Source organism: Clostridioides sp. ZZV14-6153 (genome assembly GCF_020657855.1).
Taxonomy (GTDB): domain Bacteria; phylum Bacillota; class Clostridia; order Peptostreptococcales; family Peptostreptococcaceae; genus Clostridioides.
The window spans coordinates 1-16,083 of the sequence record NZ_JAGWCZ010000011.1 but is presented as its reverse complement, the minus strand read 5'-3'; the positions used below and the strand labels follow the sequence as shown (position 1 = coordinate 16,083).

Here is a 16,083-nt window from a genome sequence, read left to right as displayed (position 1 = left end):
CTCCTTATGCTATGTATTTATTGCTACCCCATTAAGAGGTAGCATTTTTTTACTTACACTCTACTTTTCTTAACAGTTGAATTTTCTTCCTCTGATTTGCCTTTTGATTTGTTTGTTAAAGAGTTGCCATCATCATCTTCTTCGAATGATAATGCTAATACTGATTGAACTGCATATCTTCTTAAGTAAGTTTCTAATGCTCCTCTAGCTTGTATATCATTAGTCTTGGCTGGTTTAAATGGTGCAGAATTTGACTCTATGTATTCACCTGATAAATGTTTAAGTTTGGTTTTTATATATACTTTATCATTACCTGCATCTTCTGCTGATTGCATTAGTATTAAATCATGTTTTGCTAATAATGGATTTACTGCTTTAAGAATTGTATCCAGATTTGCGTATTTAGACCTAAAAAATGGATTGGTATTGTCTTTTGGGATTGATTCTATATCTAAATGAAAGGCTATTAATGCTTTTGTTATCTCAATTTGGCTATTACTTTCTTTTAACCCTTCAATTCTATCTGAATATAAATTTGACATATATTTCTTTATTTCCTCATTTACTACTTTCTTGAAATCATCATTAATTATTCCTTCTTTAACTTCCATTCACATCTCTCCTTTTTAATAGATTATTTAATTTATAATTTAAAATGGTACATCATCATCACTTATCTCAACAGTCTTACCATTTTTATCAATATCTCTTTGTTTCTCCCTTTCATCTTTTTCTTTTATTTTTTCTCTCATTGCCTCTATATTTTTATCTGTGAAAGGACAATTTTTATCACTTAATATTTCATCTCCATCTTTTAGTGGTTCGTCTCCTCCTTCTATTTCTAAAAATGTAAAAGCACTTTTTTTAATTCTTGAACCAAACCCTGCTGATTTACTAGTAACCATAGATTTTATTGTACCTTCAAGAAGACCAACATCTCCTATTTTATATAAACTTTTAAATCCTTCTATCATATCTTCATTATGTATTCTAAATGTCACATTACAACCTTGCTTACCATATTTATTAATTAGACCCTTAATCTCTAAATACTTACCTAAGCCATCTTCTTTTTCTTCTATATTTTCAATTAATGTATATGCTCTCCAGACTTGACTTGCTTTTATTGATTTTACTACTTCCCCCTTGTCATCAATTGGATTACCTTTGTCATCATATTTTTCTCTATTGCAAAAAGTTCCTGATATTTGGAATCTCTCTTTCTTTTCACCATCTTTATAATATAAGTTATTATCTAATGAACAAACACATCTAACTATATCTCCTTTTCCATCTTCTGCTCTAGTTTTTATTTCATTTGCTATTGTCTCTATTCCTAAAAACATTTGATTTGGTGAGCCATCTGACTTAAACATTGATGTAAAGTAATCTACATTTACAGATTCATTTGGTGCTGTCTCAACCTTCAATGTAAATCTTATTGCTTCTTGACTAGTTCCTTGATTCATTCTAGCTATATTTAATATGTCTAAAACTTCTCCTGATACAAATACTTGATTATAATTTATTCTTTTTTCTGCCATACCCACTTCTCCTTTATATTTAAAATTTAATTGCTAACAAAACTATTACATCATTAATTCTTTATATTTTGGTAGTGTTTTAAAAAAGTCACACAGAATTCTCCATTCCTCCATTTTATGATTTTCTCTTTGATTTATCATAGATTTTATTTGTAGATAATTTAATGTAACTCTTGCAGTTAACATCAATCCTGATGGGCAATTTGATATTATAATTTTCCAAAGAGTTTCTTTTGTGGCTTCAACTTTTTCTCCATTTCTAAGAGTGACTTCATCAGATGCGGTTAATTTTAATTCCTGAAAATTATTATAATCGTAAATCAATTCATTCAGGAAATTTATTGTATTTTTATCAACATACTTATTACACATACCATCAATATTAAATTTAGTTAATCTATGCATTTTGCTTTGACTAGATACATAATCATTATGATGATATCTGTCCCATTGTCTCCACATATATTCTGACCATTGTAAATCCATTTGAATGATAATTCCTTTAGAAAAGCAATCATGACCTGAACCTTGTTTTGATTTGCCTAATTGACTTGAGCGTTTTAAATCTTTTTCTGAAATATTTACTTTTTTCATATCTTTAATCTGATCTTGTTGCATCGGATAACCACTTGCAATTATACTTTCTTTAATTCCATAAACATACACATTTGAAACATCAATAATTCCTGGCATTTTTATTCCACTTACATTCAATTTATCAACTCCTAACTTTCTACTATAATATAGCCTTCTTTGTAATGTCTTCCCATATTGTTCACCCTTTTATAATACTTATAATCATCCTCTCCATCTAATCTTGGTACAAATACATCTATAGCATTAGAATTACCAAAATACTTATTAGAACCTCTATCTTTAACTACTTTTAAATTTCCATCAACTAATATTTTAGTTCCAAATTTAAGATGATTATTGGCCACAAACCCATATCGTAATTTTTCTCCTGTAGCTGTAATAGCTCCATATTTACTATTTTCACAGTTTAAAGAAGTATAATAACTCACTTCCCATCTCATAGGAATTAATTTTTCTATTTTTATCCCTAATTCTTTTTCTAAGTTAATTCTTTTAATTTCTAATTTATATTTAGAACTATTCTTATATTTCTCCCATTCATTTTTATACATTAAATTAATATTCCTTGCCGTACCTGCCATAAGTTCCTTATTCATGTTATTATTAATAACATCTTCTGTATTAGCAAACACATGTATTGTACTACCAACTATTAAAGCTCCTGTTATTAGCATGTTCTTACACCTCATAGATACCCCCTAATCATATTGAAATTATCATTTTAATTACTTTTTTATCCAACAATAGTATCTTTTCTTCTTTTTTACCTTCTCTATTTTATCTATAGCTATATTGTATCATATACCTTCTAAGTTCTCAATAGTTTTTTTTTACATTCTTAGAATTTATATATTTCTCTTTTAACCTTTTATTATTTCTTATATTCATAATATCATTTATATACTGTATATCATTAGATATTCTCATCAAACTTGTAAGAAAATAAACAGAATAGCTTCTAGGAATTCTTCTCTTAATAACTAAATCTATAGCTGTTTTAGCAGCATTATAACTTTTTAAATGAGTATGACCTTCTTCAAATTTTTTATTTGTATTGTAGACAATATATCCAGTTTTAGATTTAATAATAATATATTCTTTTTTCTCATATATTTTATTTGTATCCATTATAAATCCTCGATTTTACGCCATATCATTTCTAACTTTCCATGTTTTCTATTTAATCTTCTTCTAATTTCATAAGCAGATTTAATTTCTCCTTTTACATTTTGCCACTTCTCCAAAACTCCTTCATACTCTTTATTCTCTTCTTGTAAAAAGAGTATTTCTTCATTTAATTCATCTATTTTAGTATTTAATTCTCTATTTCTCTCTAATAAATCACGATGTCTTTGTTCGTCTATAAGTATTGAAATCACTACCTTTCAACGACCTTGTATACGCTATTTTAAGATTGTAAGGTATAAACACAATCTGTCATTTATATACAGTCTTAGAAAGTCATATATGAGGTCATATTTTTAATTTTCTACTTTCCAATATTCTTGTACCCACCATTCTGTTTCTGTATTACTCTTAATCCATTTACCATCTATTTTTTTTCTTTTAGATTTTTCCTTAGTCGATTTTAAATAAACTAAGTCATAAATGCTAATTTTATTATCCTCAAAAATAGCTTTACTTACCTTAAAAATCTTTGTGTTACCTGATTTTAGATTATACAGTGTAATTTTAGGAGAATATTTAGTATCTATATCTATTACTAAACAATGTCTTGGATTTGAATTACTATCTTTTATGTTGCAAGAACCAACAAACTCAAAATAGGTTTGTATTTTTTCATTGACTGGTATCTCTGTATTTTCGATTTGGCTCTCAAGGTATGAACATAACTTTTTTGTATCAACTTCTTTAAATATTTTTTCTGTTTCTTTATTAGAATATCTTCTCATAGTATTTATACTGCATGGTAAATTATCTTTTTTAAATTGTTTTTTATTATAGATTGAATTATAGATATCATAAATCTCTAAAAGTTTGTTGGACTTTCCAAACTCCTCAAAGAAATCTAGTTTAATTAGTATAGATAATTGTTTAGAGTTTATATGACCTTGTAAGTCTATTAATAGTTCTAAAAATGAATCATATTTATTATTTCTAAGAGAATACAAGTACTCTCCTATATCAGAATTTAAAAATTTAATAGATTCAATTCCCTTGTAAATACTATTTGTATCTCTATTAAAGAAGTATTCAGATTTTGAGAATCTAAATTTAGGATTAAAAATATTTATGCCTCTTTTTAACGCATACTCTGTTATTTTGGATGTTTTTTCTATGTTTCCATTATTTATATTCAATAAAACTGAAATAAACTCTAAAGGATAATAATATCTAAGATAACCACAAGCATATCCCAGATAAGAATATGGTTTTGAATGGTTTAATGAAAATAAATAATCACTTGCATCTATTATTACGTTTAAGAAATTTTCTATTAATTTTTCTGATTCATATTTACTAATATTATATCTTTTATTCATAGTATTAATAAATCCTAATTTAATTTTAGGTATAAACTCTTCTGTACCAACTTTTTTAGCGAACCCTCTTCTCACGATATCTGCCTCACCCATTGAATAACCACAGAATTTATTTAGGAATTCTAATATTTGTTCTTGATACACTAAAAAACCTAGTGTTGGAGCTAAAAATTCATTTAGGGCTTCATGTCCATTATCCCTAAATTGTCCATTTGCCAATTCATTTCTATAGGAGGCTCCTGCTGGTCTTATAGCACCATTACCAACAGAAAATATATCTATATAACTAAAATTTGGATTTATTCTTTTTATTCTTTCTATTGTATTTTTAGAAAACAATTGTTTTAAATATACTTGTGCTGAATCAGACTCCCACTGAAATATTCCTAATGTATTCTCTCTTATACTTTCCCAAACCTTAATGTCATTAATTATATTATCAGGAGTCAATCTAGGAATATTGGCAAGTTCACAAGTTCTATTTACTATTTCTACTGTATCTAATGCAAGCAAATCCAATTTTACATAATTCTTGGAGTCGATTTCCTTCATATTTAACATAGTGACTGGATATTCACATGTGGAAAGTGTTAGTGTTCCCATGTTTTCATCTAATGGTATTGGGCTTATAACTAAACCACAAGGGTGTATACCAATTGAAACAATTGTACCATTTATTATGTCAACATATTCAAATAATTCCTTGTAAATATTTCTATAATAATTCTCTTTTACTTCAATATTCTTGCATATATCATCTATTTCTGATAATGGAATATCTAACGCTCTTCCAACATCTCTTATACTTCCTTTTAAAGCTACAGTATTAAATGTTATTATATCTGCACAATATAGTTCATCTTTGCTATATATATACTGTTTAACTTTTTCCCTTCCTACAGAATCCCAATCTGTATCCACATCTGCCAAGCTTACCCTTTCTTTGTTCATAAATCTTTGGAAATTTAAGTCATGTTTTATACTATCAATATCAGTCATTCCAATAATATAACATATCTCACTCCCTGCAACAGACCCCCTAGAATATCCATGATATATATTATTATTTCTTGCCCATTCCTTTATATCGTTATCTAATAATAAAAAATCAATAGCTTTATTATGTTCAAAAGTTTCTAATTCTTCTCTAATCCTTGGTAGATATTCAGACTCATAATTTGGATATTTATGAATTCCTCTTTTTTTAATTCCTTCAATAATTTTTTCTTTTAAAACATCCTTTGGATTTTTATATAATTTAGGGTACTTATAACTTTTATCTACCTCAAAAGTTTCTATCATATCTGAAAGTATGTTAGTGTTATGAAGTGCTTTTTTTACATTCTCTATTGGAATTGCTTTTTGCTTTAAATATAGTTCTATTAATTCGTCATAAGTCTTTAAAGTTATATCCCATTTATCCTCATCACTAAAATGAATGTTTTTAGCTTTTTGCAATATTGTTCTTCCTTTTGCATGTGTTTCATCGAGAGCATGAGTGTCTGTGCCAATAATTAAATTAAGACTGTATTCCTTGCTTAACTTATATAATTCTTTGTTTAATTTAATCTGTTTTTCATCTAAATGATGTTGTATCTCTAAAAAACATCTATTTTTGTTTTTTATAATGAAGTCTAAAAATCTTTTTTTGATTTCATCATTTCCTTTTCCAAATATTCCTCCTAGACATGCTGTAGTTACTATTATATTTTCACTTGTTTTTATTAATTCTTCAAAAGAAATTCTAGGAACATAATAAAAATGATTGTCTTTTCTGTTGTATGAGCTTGAAATCAATTTATTTAACTCTTTTACACCTTCAAGATTTCTGCTATACAAACAACAATGATAATTGTCTCTTATTTTTTCATCTAGTGTTTCTGTTATATAACATTCAACTGCATGGATATACTTTATATCATATTTCTCACACAATTCTTTTTTTTTCAACCAACTGAATATATTGCCATGTTCTGTAAAAGCTATAGATTTCATACCTAGACTTGCTATTTTAGAAATGTATTGTTCTGGTTTTGTCACACTATCTATGTTGGTTGTACCAGAAGACCTATCTGTATGTATATGGGTTATTGTATAATTGTTCATCTATACCTCTCTATATTTTTCAATTAGAATTTTTTCACTTCTAAATCCACTATCATATAGTTGTTTAATTTTCTCATTATTCACAGATATGTTGTTTTTTCTACAAAAATTAGATATACCTACTTTCTCTCCATTTTCTAAATTTACATATCTATAGTTTGCAGCTTTGCTCTTTTTATTAAGAATTTTATATTTTATAATATCAAGGTTGTCTGGAAGATTGCTTAAAATTATTTTGTCTATTTTTCTACTATCAACTGCTGTAAATCCTAAATATCTATTATCACAATTCTTTATGTATCCATTAATTTTAAAGTTGCATTTTAAAATTTTAATTAAATGTTCTTTTTCTTCCAAGGAATATGCAGCTACACATAAATCCCAATTACTTTCACCTCTATGACCATCATCTAACATGCATATTGAGAATGATAACTCATTTAAATTATTAATTAATTCTATAACTTCCATTTCTCTATATTTTATAAAACAATTATGTATACGACTAGATATTCTATAAAACGGCTGACATACATAACCATTTTGTTTAAAATATTTTATTTCTTTTTGAGGATAATATTTTGGCGGAGAATTAAAGAAATCTTTCATAATATTGTATTTCTAAAACAGGTAATCTTTTTGATTTTCTGCATGAGATATGATAAATATTGGTTGGCTGGGTCTTTTGTCTATATGTCCATCTCCTAAAAGAGAACCTATCACAATATCTTTTTGAATATGATTGAGTTGTTTATTTTCTTGTCTGTATTTTTGAGTTAGTTTATGCTTTTCTGTACACCACTTTTCAATCACTCTTTTACTTGCATTTGCTTCTTTTGCCATTTCATCATGATTCAACCCTTCCACCATATATTTCTGATAACACCAATCATAACTTTGATAAACAGACTTAAAATTAGAATTATTTTTTAATATAGGCACTTTAATATTGTTTTTTTTTATTATTTTCTCTAACACTTTATAGCTAATTTTTAAGTTTTTAGAAATTAAACTTGTACTATATCCATTTTCAAATTTTTTTATAAGATATTTTATGAATTCATCATTATATACCCATTTATTTTTTTCTTTCCATAACATTCTTTCTATGTTTTCTACAATCATCACTCCCTTTAAAACTTATATTTATAATCATTTAAAACTATGATTTTAAGCACTTATTAATACTTTTAACTGAGAAAATTTTGGATTATGTCCCTTCTGCCATACAAAATGAGCATACTCAATACTGTCTGTTTTCCCATCATCTGTAAAACTCATTCTTCTATTATGAACAAATATATATTTAGGCATATTATTTTTCCATAACTCTTGTCTTACTTTTCCTCCAAGGTAATTTAATCTTAGCAGCATAATAACAAAACCATCTTCTTTTACATCATTTAAAGCTTTATTAATTATATCTAAACTGATGCTAAAAGGAGGATTAGTAATAATTACATTGTATTCCTCTTTAATTTGAAACTTTAGATAATCTTGCTTTAGATTTGCTCTTGAATCATCTCTTATGTCTATTGTATCTATTGAAATATCTCGACTCAAAAATTCTTGAATTGCAGTTGGATAGCTCATTGAATTAATATTATCTCCACCTGCACATGGATCTAATATCCTTATATTTGAATTGAGTATATTTTCATATCTACTGAACTCACTTAGAAATTCTTTTATTTTAGGAATCGGAGTTCTATAGTAGTCACTTACATGAAAATCTCTAGCATCGCTTCTATTACATTAAAATACTTATTGCAACTCTCGCACCAAAATCTCATAACATCGCTCCTTATATTAAATCCAACTTTTCTAATATGCTTATTCTTGCACTTTTAAGTTTACATTTATCACAATTTTTTCTTGAATTTTGCATTTCATCATAAACACATCCACTCCTACAAGGGTTTGATGACATATAAGCATCTATGGCTCTTATTTCATTTTGATTTAACTCCAATATTTTCATAAACGCCGTCGTTACACCTCCTTTTAAGTTAGTTGATTATTTTATCATCTCCCAGTCTACAAACTTATGAATATTTAAATCTGAATCTATATAATATAAATCATATTGTTCAATTTTTTTGTCTTTAAGTATTATTGAAGTCTTTAATACTCCCTTTGTCTTAAATCCAGCCTTATTGCCAGTATGAAAATCTCCTGTATTTTTATTTTTAGCGAAATAAATCTTGTTCATATATTTACTATTCATCTCCTTCTATATTTTTTCCAAGCTTTAAATCTAAGAGTAGATTTAAAATCTATAAAATTATATTCTAATATTTTTCTTCTTTTTTGCTGCTCTTTTAGAAACTTAGCTGTAAATTCTTCTTTTGTCAAAACAATCACCTCCAAAGAGGGAATAATCCCTCTTAATTTAATTACATTTACTCCACCCACAACTAGGGCAAGTCATACATCCTTCCATCATTTGAATATTTAGCCCACATTCAGGGCATTTTGGCTCAAATTCTTTAGATTCTTCTATTTTCTCTCCCTGTTTTTCTTTAAGAAAATCTTTTATGGCATTTAAAAGGGCGATTCCACAATGATTTCCTCTATCCAATACATTTCCTTTTGCTCTACTTGAAGCAAAACTAGGGCAAGTATTAACACCTTCTAAAGCTTTTTCTATATTGTCTAAAGTCCCTCCAAGTCTAAGTATTCCACTCATTGCTATTGTTGTAGACTCAAGAAGTTTTTCACATCCACCTGAACCAGCCTTTTTTACATACAGCTCTTGTATACTTTTCTCTTTTTCAGAATAAGATATAAACAAAACTAATTTCCCACAACCGATATGTAACTTTCTTTTATATAAAACAGAATCACCAGATATAGGCTTCCAATCTCCTCTTTTAAGTTCTTGTGTACTATTAATATTATCAGTTGTAAGAACTCCCTCACGCTTACAACCAGCTCTATATATTGTTAATCCTTTCAATCCATTAATCCATGCCAATAAATATAACTCTTTAACCTGTTCAATTGTTGCTTCATTATGTAAATTTACAGTAGAGGATATACTTGCATCTATATGTTTTTGAAAAGCTGACTGCATTAAGATACGTTCCCTCGGAGTCAACATTTCTGCTGTTACAAAATAATCAGGAAGTGCTTTTTCATCTTCAATGTTATTTTTTTTCATATATTTTTTAACTATAGGTGTGTAAACTTTATAATATTTTTCTTTATCATGTAAACTTTCAGTTTTTCTAGTGTAAGAAAAGGCAAAGATTGGTTCTATTCCTCCAGATATTCCTAGCATAGTTGATATACTTCCAGTTGGAGCGATTGTTAAAAGTTGTGAATTTCTAAGACCATGTTTTTCTATTAATTCTAGTGTTTCATGAGATGCGTTTTCCTGAATAAATTCTGATTTTAAAATACATTCCTTATATTTTGGATATGTACCATATTTTTTTGATAATAATGCTGATTGTTTTAATGTTTCATCTGCCAAACATTTACCTATCACATTACATAATTCAATTGCCATTTCTGAACCATATCTTACATTCATTTTTATGAGCATATCAGCTATTCCCATAACCCCAATACCTATTTGTCTGTAATCTCTGACTGTATCTCTTTGAATTTTCAATGGATGTAAAGGCAACCCTTCATCTAAAACATCATTCATTGCTTTTACTACTATTTTTATATCTTTTCTAAAATCATTATAATTAAAAGTTTTATCTTCTTTGACATATTCACTTAAATTAAATGAGCCTAAAAGACAACTACCTCCAGCTGGAAGTGGCTCTTCCACATTGTTATCGTAAAGGCTTTTTATCCTCTACTTCTTATAGTTTCCTATAAGGTCGGCATATATTTTCTACTCATATCAAGTAGTTGGAGGCTCGTGGTAGAATTATTGCTCTCATTTTATCGCTCATCTACTATGCTCTACAAACAGTATTAGATATTACTGCTCTCGGTATTATCCTGTTATTAATGTTTTCTTTGTGAATAAGGTTTATTTTTCCAACCTCCTCTATCTTTTATTAATCCAGTATCATAAGCATGCTGAGTATTTATTGATATATTACACCATTCTAAGTTTGTATAATTATCATTTAATTTATTTCCGTCAATATGATTAACTATATCAAATTCTCTTGGATTTAAATTATCTACATAATATTGTGCAACTAATCTGCATACTCTTTTATATCTCCTAATACCAGTTTCTATATCTGTAACTCTTATTCTCTTATAACCATGTGCTATATGGTAAAAACACTCTTCCATTTTTTTATTTCTAGTGTCTAATCTGAATACTTTCCCATTTCCTGTTACATAGTATTTATATCTTTCAGATACTTTAAAATCAAATGTTATATTTCTCATATGTAAAATTTCTTTATTCACTTATAAACACTAATAATTTAGACTTCACCGATACACCCCAATTTTTTACTTGAGCCGAAATTAAGCAGCACAAGGATTTACACCTGCATATTCAAATTCATCATCTTCACTCAATAAATTATAATTATTTATTTTGTCCCAAAATAAAATTCCTGGTTCTGCATAATTCCAATTATTCTCACATAGTTTATTGAATAGTTCTTTAGCATTTATTTCTTTAACTATAATTTCACCAGTTTCTTCTCTTGTAAAAGAACAATTATACATTGGATTTGAATCTATTCCTGTAGCTTTCTGCATGAATTCATCTGTTATTCTTACAGATATATTAGCTTTAGTAATTTTGTTTAAATCTGTTTTAATATCTATAAATTCTTCGATGTCTGGATGATTAATATCGAGAGATATCATTAAAGCAGCTCTACGACCACTTTGACCTATTGTTTCAGCAACTAAGGAATATGTATCCATAAATGAAACTGCACCAGTTGTAGATTTAGCTGAGTTATTGACTTTTGCTCCTCTAGGTCTTAACTTAGATATATCAATTCCTACCCCTCCTCCATAAGAAAAGGTTCTTGCAGTATCACTACATGTTTGGTATATATCTTCAATAGAATCACCAGTTGCTAAAACATAGCAGTTTGAATAAGTTATTTTTCTTCCATCATTTTGTAATCCTCTATTAGCTAATATTCTACCACCAAACAAGAATTTTTTTTCTTGCATTAATTTCCTTACTTCTTTATCTCCATTAGACACTCTATTGAGCCATTCATTAAAGGTTTCATTATTATTCCTATATTTATTATTCCATATTGCATTTTGCATTTCATTCATTTCCCAACCTATCATTAAATCACTCCCTTTTATTTAAAAATATTTTTATAATACATTAGAACACTAATTCACTTAAAAATATTTTTTTCTATTCTTAAAAGACCAATATTTATTTCTATTACCTAACTATTAATAGACTATTATTTATTATTTTAATAACTGTAATTAAATTTTTATTTGTTATATCTGTTTTGGTTATCGTCAAACCTTTCGATACAATCAAAACATCTTTATCACAATCCCTACTAATTAAAATTTGTGTATTATCTATACTTTTGAAAAATTGTCTGCCATCACAATTGAAACCACATTCTCTTAAATAAGAGTCTATTTCTATATTAACAATAGGTTTATAATTTTTCATACACTTATCTTTAAATACCTTTTTAACTCTTTCTTTTTCTTTAGCAATTGTGTTTTCATATAATATTTCATCTACTTTTTGAAATGCTATATCTTCTATATATTCTTCACAAGTACTTATATACCTAATGAATAGAGCTAATCTTTTTACACCATTTACAGAAACTATAAGACTATCTCCTTTTTCTAACTTTTTCATTTCAGTTCTCAATATCATTTCCTCTCCATCTACACTTGCTATTATTATTTTGTCAGTCATCTCATTACCTCCTTTTTACCTTCTCTGTTCTTATTATATTTTTATCATATCATATAACCTCTATGTTCTCAATAGTTTTTTGTAAAAAATACAAAATTTATTAGATAATTAAACCTGGCATTATTTTATCTACAGTCTTATATGTTATTCCTAATTTAATTGATTTTGTAGCTAAATTAAAAATAAAATCCTTTAATTCTTCATTTTTACTGGCAAATACTTGTATTGTTTTTACATCTATGTTTCTGCCAGTATTATTCTTAATTAAATAGTCAATCATATCATATATGTTTTCTAATTCATTATGACTAGTATTATTTAACTTCTTACATACTTTATTCTTAGATATTCCAGTTAGAATATTTGAATCTAAGAGAAATTGTAAACATTCAACAAATATTCTATTATTTTTATATTTTTCTAATATTCTCTCTTTTTCTTTTCTACTAGATGTAGCTGCTAAACTGTCAAATATATTTTTTACTTCTAAAAGTTCTTTCATTAAAAACCTCCTTTTGTAATTTTTGTATATCTTGATTTAAATTCTTATTATATCTACTAGGTAAAATCATATAAAAATACTTTTTTAACAAATATATTTATTTTCATATTTTAAAATCCTCATATTTAAGTTAAATTTATTCTAAATCAAAATTTTTACATTCTAAAGTCTCTTTATCACCGTCTAAGCAAATAGACTTAAATTCAATTTCTCTATCTTTAGCGTTACAATATCCATCATAATTATTTACACATGCTAAAAACTCACATTTTATACAATACTCATTTATTTTCATATTAGGATGATACACAGGAGTCGCTCCAGCTATAATCTCTCCACAATATTTGCACATCCAAATTTTACAAGTATATTGTTGACTTCTTGTTGTGATTAATTGACAATCTTTTACTCTTGAAAACTTGTGTCTAAATATACACCTTAGACTCTTGATAATAATCACTCCTTATATATTTATTATCCTTGTTACACTTTTGTCATCATTGAAAACACTAAATTTTGTTCAATTTCGTGATTTATATTCAATAATTCTATCTATAATATCTTAAACATATTTCACTTTCCACCCATGACTGGTTACCTTATTTTCTTTAACTAAACGAAAAATATAACTCAAGCTGACATTCAAATATTCACTTGCTTCTATACCTCCCAAAAACTCTTTAACTTCTCCTGTATTAATATTGAAACATTCTATTTTTTTACTTTTTCTCCCTTGACCTTTAGAATTTAATTTATATAAATTAATTGAACATTCTTGTTCATTTCTATTTATATTATGTTTAAATACATGTACTTTACCTTCAGCATTTTCTAAAAATGACCCTGCATCTATCCAAACTTTACTCATATAATTAATCCCCCAATATCTTATTGATTTATTTATACATCTCGCCACAATTTTTACATTGATATATAATGCCTAATTTTGTATTAAGTTCATATATATCTCCTCCACATTCACATTTTTTAACACTTACAGGCTTATTTTTCATTTTGCACACCTCCTTATTGCCTTTAAATAGATGTTGTATCTAATAATCTTGGAACCTCTTTTATACACCAATCAACTGGTAATAAATCATTTTTCATTAATCTATATAACATACAATTATGTTCCTCTACATTCTCCATATATCCAAGAGGACAATTTTTACAATGCTTAGATTTCTCACAGATATATTTAATAGTATTTAAAGCAACAAAAACACTTTTGACATCTTCCTGCGTTAATTCAACCTTATTCTCCATATATACCTCCTTATAATTTTTCTTATTACATTTACAACCACATTTTTCAATCATCCTAAAAAATTTATGTACCCCAACTATATATTTGATATAATTAACTTAAGAAATTCAAATTAATTTAAAAGGTGGTAACATTATGAAACTAAACCCTGATTGTATTAGAGATTTATTATTGACTGTAGAAGAAAATACAAGTTTCTCTCAAGTCATGTATTATAACAGAAAAGAAGAAAACAACTATGACTTATTACAAAGATATAATGATGAAGAGATTTCATATCATATAAGGCAATGTAATTTATACGGTTTTTTTACCAGAATTTCTTGGACTTCAGCTCATTGTACTATTGATGATTTAACACCTTTAGGTCATGAATTCTTAGCTAATGTACGTTTAAACACAAATTGGAATAAAACTAAAGAAGTTGCTTCAAAAGTTGGTTCTACATCTATTAATGTTTTAACTGAAATTGCATCTAATGTTATAACCAATCTAATTAGTAATAATTTCTAAATTTTTCACAGATAGTTTAATAGTAAGTTCATTTTTCATTCCACTTTCAACAAATGAACTTATTATTTTACATCCAATAATATCACCTATATCATGTCCATTAATTATAACTTTTGTTATATTTCGATTTGTTTCTATTTTTACATCATGCATTTAATCACCTACTTTTTATTTTTCTTAAATTTACTCTTCCCTTGATTCTCTAGTGGTTTATATTTAGTTTCATACTTATCTAGTTTTTGATTAATTTCATTTAAAGTATTATCAAATGCTAAATATTTGTTTAACTCATATTTTACTAACCTCCTTTTAACTAAAATATTTTTTAATTCTTTAATGGTATCAATCTTATCATTTAAAGAAGTTGTATCTAAATTCATTTCTTCTATTACATGTAATACTTCTTCCTTTTTCTTATCACAAAGACTTAGTTCATCTGATATATTTTGTTTATGTTCTTTAAACAATTTTATTAAATTTTTAATATCTGAATATTTCTTTTCAAAACCATCAGCTTTAATTTCTTTCACATATAAATCTTGGTGTGCTATATATGAATGTAGTTTTATAATACATGGAACATACTTAAATTCTTCTTTAAGTTCTCTGTACTTATTTAAAGCGTCATTATATTTATCAAATCCAAATTGCGTATTTCCATATTTTAGGTCAATTTTAGTTATATAATTATAATTCATCTCAATCACCATTTTTAGTAATATTATATTTCTGTGAGAGCTTCTTGAAATTTTAAATTAAATACATACATTACTAACTTTTTGTCATCCTTATAATTTAAATATTCATTTATAGAAGCCTCATAAGCATCTTTCTTTCTATGTATATATGTATACCATCTTTGAAAGTTGAGGTAGTCTTGTTCTGTCAAGTACTCACTTGCTAAATTTAATAGACTGCCTCTTTTATTCAATATTTGCTCTATCATTTCATACCTCTATTCTATAACTTGTTTATTTGATATAATTAATTCAAGAAATATTTACATATGTTCTTAATTTTTATTAAAGGTGGTGGCAACTATGTCTGATAGTTTAGCTGGTATAGACAAAGTGCATGAACTTACAATTAGGTATTTGGATGCTAATTATGATTTGAAAGTTGACACACTCCCCATAGCTAAAGCAAGGGGATTCTTGGTGGCTAACGACTTAATACTATCTAAACGATAGAATCAT

26 protein-coding genes are annotated in these 16,083 nt (G+C 26.8%); 2 read left to right on the top strand and 24 right to left on the bottom strand.

Annotation, left to right across the window (positions count from 1 at the left end; all coding sequences use genetic code 11):
* Positions 1-53 precede the first annotated feature (53 nt).
* The 21 genes from KGF46_RS13360 to KGF46_RS13265 all read right to left on the bottom strand — a co-directional run bounded on the left by KGF46_RS13360 (position 54) and on the right by KGF46_RS13265 (position 14,373).
* Positions 54-611, bottom strand: a complete 558-nt coding sequence (locus KGF46_RS13360) for an ERF family protein (RefSeq protein ID WP_227862044.1) — start codon at positions 609-611, stop codon at positions 54-56.
* Positions 612-650: 39 nt separating this feature from the next.
* The gene (locus KGF46_RS13355) at positions 651-1,544 is read right to left on the bottom strand and encodes a hypothetical protein (protein ID WP_227828938.1); all 894 of its coding nucleotides are present in this window, start codon (positions 1,542-1,544) and stop codon (positions 651-653) included.
* A 45-nt stretch (positions 1,545-1,589) separates the two neighbouring features.
* Positions 1,590-2,258 carry a hypothetical protein gene (locus tag KGF46_RS13350; protein WP_227828937.1) on the bottom strand — a complete coding sequence of 223 codons (669 nt, stop codon included), beginning with the start codon at positions 2,256-2,258 and terminating at the stop codon, positions 1,590-1,592.
* Between the two features lie 11 nt (positions 2,259-2,269).
* On the bottom strand, positions 2,270-2,830 hold the full coding sequence (locus KGF46_RS13345) for a hypothetical protein (RefSeq protein ID WP_227828936.1): 561 nt from the start codon (positions 2,828-2,830) through the stop codon (positions 2,270-2,272).
* Between the two features lie 127 nt (positions 2,831-2,957).
* On the bottom strand, positions 2,958-3,269 hold the full coding sequence (locus KGF46_RS13340; RefSeq protein ID WP_227828935.1) for a hypothetical protein: 312 nt from the start codon (positions 3,267-3,269) through the stop codon (positions 2,958-2,960).
* Complete coding sequence (locus KGF46_RS13335; protein ID WP_227828934.1) at positions 3,269-3,520, bottom strand: hypothetical protein; 252 nt, start codon at positions 3,518-3,520, stop codon at positions 3,269-3,271. Before KGF46_RS13335 ends, KGF46_RS13340 begins: the two co-directional genes overlap by 1 nt.
* Positions 3,521-3,622: 102 nt before the next feature.
* Positions 3,623-6,751, bottom strand: coding sequence for a PHP domain-containing protein (locus KGF46_RS13330; RefSeq protein WP_227862043.1), 3,129 nt, complete (start codon positions 6,749-6,751; stop codon positions 3,623-3,625).
* Complete coding sequence (locus KGF46_RS13325) at positions 6,752-7,360, bottom strand: hypothetical protein (RefSeq protein ID WP_227862042.1); 609 nt, start codon at positions 7,358-7,360, stop codon at positions 6,752-6,754.
* 12 nt (positions 7,361-7,372) lie between these two features.
* Entirely contained in the window at positions 7,373-7,876 is a 504-nt protein-coding gene (locus KGF46_RS13320; RefSeq protein ID WP_227862041.1) for a hypothetical protein, read from the bottom strand.
* 45 nt (positions 7,877-7,921) lie between these two features.
* Positions 7,922-8,344 (bottom strand): hypothetical protein, encoded by a 423-nt coding sequence (locus tag KGF46_RS13315; RefSeq protein ID WP_227862040.1) that lies wholly within the window; start codon positions 8,342-8,344, stop codon positions 7,922-7,924.
* 211 nt (positions 8,345-8,555) lie between these two features.
* Entirely contained in the window at positions 8,556-8,732 is a 177-nt protein-coding gene (locus KGF46_RS13310) for a hypothetical protein (RefSeq protein ID WP_227862039.1), read from the bottom strand.
* A 36-nt stretch (positions 8,733-8,768) separates the two neighbouring features.
* The gene (locus KGF46_RS13305; protein ID WP_227862038.1) at positions 8,769-8,963 is read right to left on the bottom strand and encodes a hypothetical protein; all 195 of its coding nucleotides are present in this window, start codon (positions 8,961-8,963) and stop codon (positions 8,769-8,771) included.
* 11 nt (positions 8,964-8,974) lie between these two features.
* Positions 8,975-9,106, bottom strand: coding sequence for a hypothetical protein (locus KGF46_RS20095; RefSeq protein WP_255640460.1), 132 nt, complete (start codon positions 9,104-9,106; stop codon positions 8,975-8,977).
* 37 nt (positions 9,107-9,143) lie between these two features.
* Positions 9,144-10,538 (bottom strand): hypothetical protein, encoded by a 1,395-nt coding sequence (locus tag KGF46_RS13300; protein WP_227862037.1) that lies wholly within the window; start codon positions 10,536-10,538, stop codon positions 9,144-9,146.
* Positions 10,539-10,720: 182 nt separating this feature from the next.
* Positions 10,721-11,119 carry an HNH endonuclease gene (locus KGF46_RS13295; protein ID WP_107612935.1) on the bottom strand — a complete coding sequence of 133 codons (399 nt, stop codon included), beginning with the start codon at positions 11,117-11,119 and terminating at the stop codon, positions 10,721-10,723.
* An 81-nt stretch (positions 11,120-11,200) separates the two neighbouring features.
* Positions 11,201-11,995 (bottom strand): hypothetical protein, encoded by a 795-nt coding sequence (locus KGF46_RS13290; protein ID WP_227828922.1) that lies wholly within the window; start codon positions 11,993-11,995, stop codon positions 11,201-11,203.
* 103 nt (positions 11,996-12,098) lie between these two features.
* Entirely contained in the window at positions 12,099-12,602 is a 504-nt protein-coding gene (locus KGF46_RS13285; RefSeq protein ID WP_227828921.1) for a hypothetical protein, read from the bottom strand.
* 100 nt (positions 12,603-12,702) lie between these two features.
* On the bottom strand, positions 12,703-13,104 hold the full coding sequence (locus tag KGF46_RS13280; protein WP_227828920.1) for a DNA ligase: 402 nt from the start codon (positions 13,102-13,104) through the stop codon (positions 12,703-12,705).
* Positions 13,105-13,240: 136 nt separating this feature from the next.
* On the bottom strand, positions 13,241-13,564 hold the full coding sequence (locus tag KGF46_RS13275) for a hypothetical protein (RefSeq protein ID WP_227828919.1): 324 nt from the start codon (positions 13,562-13,564) through the stop codon (positions 13,241-13,243).
* Positions 13,565-13,666: 102 nt separating this feature from the next.
* Complete coding sequence (locus tag KGF46_RS13270; protein WP_227825717.1) at positions 13,667-13,972, bottom strand: hypothetical protein; 306 nt, start codon at positions 13,970-13,972, stop codon at positions 13,667-13,669.
* A 167-nt stretch (positions 13,973-14,139) separates the two neighbouring features.
* Positions 14,140-14,373 (bottom strand): hypothetical protein, encoded by a 234-nt coding sequence (locus KGF46_RS13265; RefSeq protein ID WP_227825718.1) that lies wholly within the window; start codon positions 14,371-14,373, stop codon positions 14,140-14,142.
* A 136-nt stretch (positions 14,374-14,509) separates the two neighbouring features.
* Here KGF46_RS13265 and KGF46_RS13260 point away from each other — a divergent pair, with 136 nt between their 5' ends.
* The gene (locus KGF46_RS13260; RefSeq protein ID WP_227825719.1) at positions 14,510-14,887 is read left to right on the top strand and encodes a DUF2513 domain-containing protein; all 378 of its coding nucleotides are present in this window, start codon (positions 14,510-14,512) and stop codon (positions 14,885-14,887) included.
* Here the strand turns inward: KGF46_RS13260 and KGF46_RS13255 are convergent.
* Genes KGF46_RS13255 through KGF46_RS13245 form a run of 3 tightly spaced genes read right to left on the bottom strand, consistent with a single transcriptional unit; the run spans position 14,867 to position 15,833 of the window.
* Positions 14,867-15,040 (bottom strand): hypothetical protein, encoded by a 174-nt coding sequence (locus KGF46_RS13255; RefSeq protein WP_227825720.1) that lies wholly within the window; start codon positions 15,038-15,040, stop codon positions 14,867-14,869. The genes KGF46_RS13260 and KGF46_RS13255 overlap by 21 nt on opposite strands.
* Before the next feature lie 8 nt (positions 15,041-15,048).
* On the bottom strand, positions 15,049-15,585 hold the full coding sequence (locus tag KGF46_RS13250) for a hypothetical protein (RefSeq protein ID WP_227825721.1): 537 nt from the start codon (positions 15,583-15,585) through the stop codon (positions 15,049-15,051).
* 23 nt (positions 15,586-15,608) lie between these two features.
* Positions 15,609-15,833, bottom strand: coding sequence for a hypothetical protein (locus KGF46_RS13245; RefSeq protein ID WP_227825722.1), 225 nt, complete (start codon positions 15,831-15,833; stop codon positions 15,609-15,611).
* A 94-nt stretch (positions 15,834-15,927) separates the two neighbouring features.
* On the opposite strand from KGF46_RS13245, the gene KGF46_RS13240 reads away from it, so the two are divergent.
* Positions 15,928-16,077: a hypothetical protein gene (locus KGF46_RS13240; protein ID WP_227862036.1), complete on the top strand. Its 150-nt coding sequence runs from the start codon at positions 15,928-15,930 to the stop codon at positions 16,075-16,077.
* Positions 16,078-16,083: the final 6 nt, after the last annotated feature.

Excerpts from the sequence above, each read along its gene's own strand:
- KGF46_RS13310 (WP_227862039.1), bottom strand. The coding sequence starts at position 8,732 with ATGAAAATATTGGAGTTAAATCAAAATGAAATAAGAGCCATAGATGCT.
- KGF46_RS13285 (WP_227828921.1), bottom strand. The coding sequence starts at position 12,602 with ATGACTGACAAAATAATAATAGCAAGTGTAGATGGAGAGGAAATGATA.
- KGF46_RS13295 (WP_107612935.1), bottom strand. The coding sequence starts at position 11,119 with ATGAGAAATATAACATTTGATTTTAAAGTATCTGAAAGATATAAATAC.
- KGF46_RS13290 (WP_227828922.1), bottom strand. The coding sequence starts at position 11,995 with ATGATAGGTTGGGAAATGAATGAAATGCAAAATGCAATATGGAATAAT.
- KGF46_RS13270 (WP_227825717.1), bottom strand. The coding sequence starts at position 13,972 with ATGAGTAAAGTTTGGATAGATGCAGGGTCATTTTTAGAAAATGCTGAA.
- KGF46_RS13315 (WP_227862040.1), bottom strand. The coding sequence starts at position 8,344 with ATGAGCTATCCAACTGCAATTCAAGAATTTTTGAGTCGAGATATTTCA.
- KGF46_RS13345 (WP_227828936.1), bottom strand. The coding sequence starts at position 2,830 with ATGAGGTGTAAGAACATGCTAATAACAGGAGCTTTAATAGTTGGTAGT.
- KGF46_RS13305 (WP_227862038.1), bottom strand. The coding sequence starts at position 8,963 with ATGAACAAGATTTATTTCGCTAAAAATAAAAATACAGGAGATTTTCAT.
- KGF46_RS13240 (WP_227862036.1), top strand. The coding sequence starts at position 15,928 with ATGTCTGATAGTTTAGCTGGTATAGACAAAGTGCATGAACTTACAATT.
- KGF46_RS13250 (WP_227825721.1), bottom strand. The coding sequence starts at position 15,585 with ATGAATTATAATTATATAACTAAAATTGACCTAAAATATGGAAATACG.
- KGF46_RS13260 (WP_227825719.1), top strand. The coding sequence starts at position 14,510 with ATGAAACTAAACCCTGATTGTATTAGAGATTTATTATTGACTGTAGAA.
- KGF46_RS13265 (WP_227825718.1), bottom strand. The coding sequence starts at position 14,373 with ATGGAGAATAAGGTTGAATTAACGCAGGAAGATGTCAAAAGTGTTTTT.
- KGF46_RS13325 (WP_227862042.1), bottom strand. The coding sequence starts at position 7,360 with ATGAAAGATTTCTTTAATTCTCCGCCAAAATATTATCCTCAAAAAGAA.
- KGF46_RS13320 (WP_227862041.1), bottom strand. The coding sequence starts at position 7,876 with ATGATTGTAGAAAACATAGAAAGAATGTTATGGAAAGAAAAAAATAAA.
- KGF46_RS13245 (WP_227825722.1), bottom strand. The coding sequence starts at position 15,833 with ATGATAGAGCAAATATTGAATAAAAGAGGCAGTCTATTAAATTTAGCA.
- KGF46_RS13255 (WP_227825720.1), bottom strand. The coding sequence starts at position 15,040 with ATGCATGATGTAAAAATAGAAACAAATCGAAATATAACAAAAGTTATA.
- KGF46_RS13330 (WP_227862043.1), bottom strand. The coding sequence starts at position 6,751 with ATGAACAATTATACAATAACCCATATACATACAGATAGGTCTTCTGGT.
- KGF46_RS13280 (WP_227828920.1), bottom strand. The coding sequence starts at position 13,104 with ATGAAAGAACTTTTAGAAGTAAAAAATATATTTGACAGTTTAGCAGCT.
- KGF46_RS13340 (WP_227828935.1), bottom strand. The coding sequence starts at position 3,269 with ATGGATACAAATAAAATATATGAGAAAAAAGAATATATTATTATTAAA.
- KGF46_RS13360 (WP_227862044.1), bottom strand. The coding sequence starts at position 611 with ATGGAAGTTAAAGAAGGAATAATTAATGATGATTTCAAGAAAGTAGTA.
- KGF46_RS13355 (WP_227828938.1), bottom strand. The coding sequence starts at position 1,544 with ATGGCAGAAAAAAGAATAAATTATAATCAAGTATTTGTATCAGGAGAA.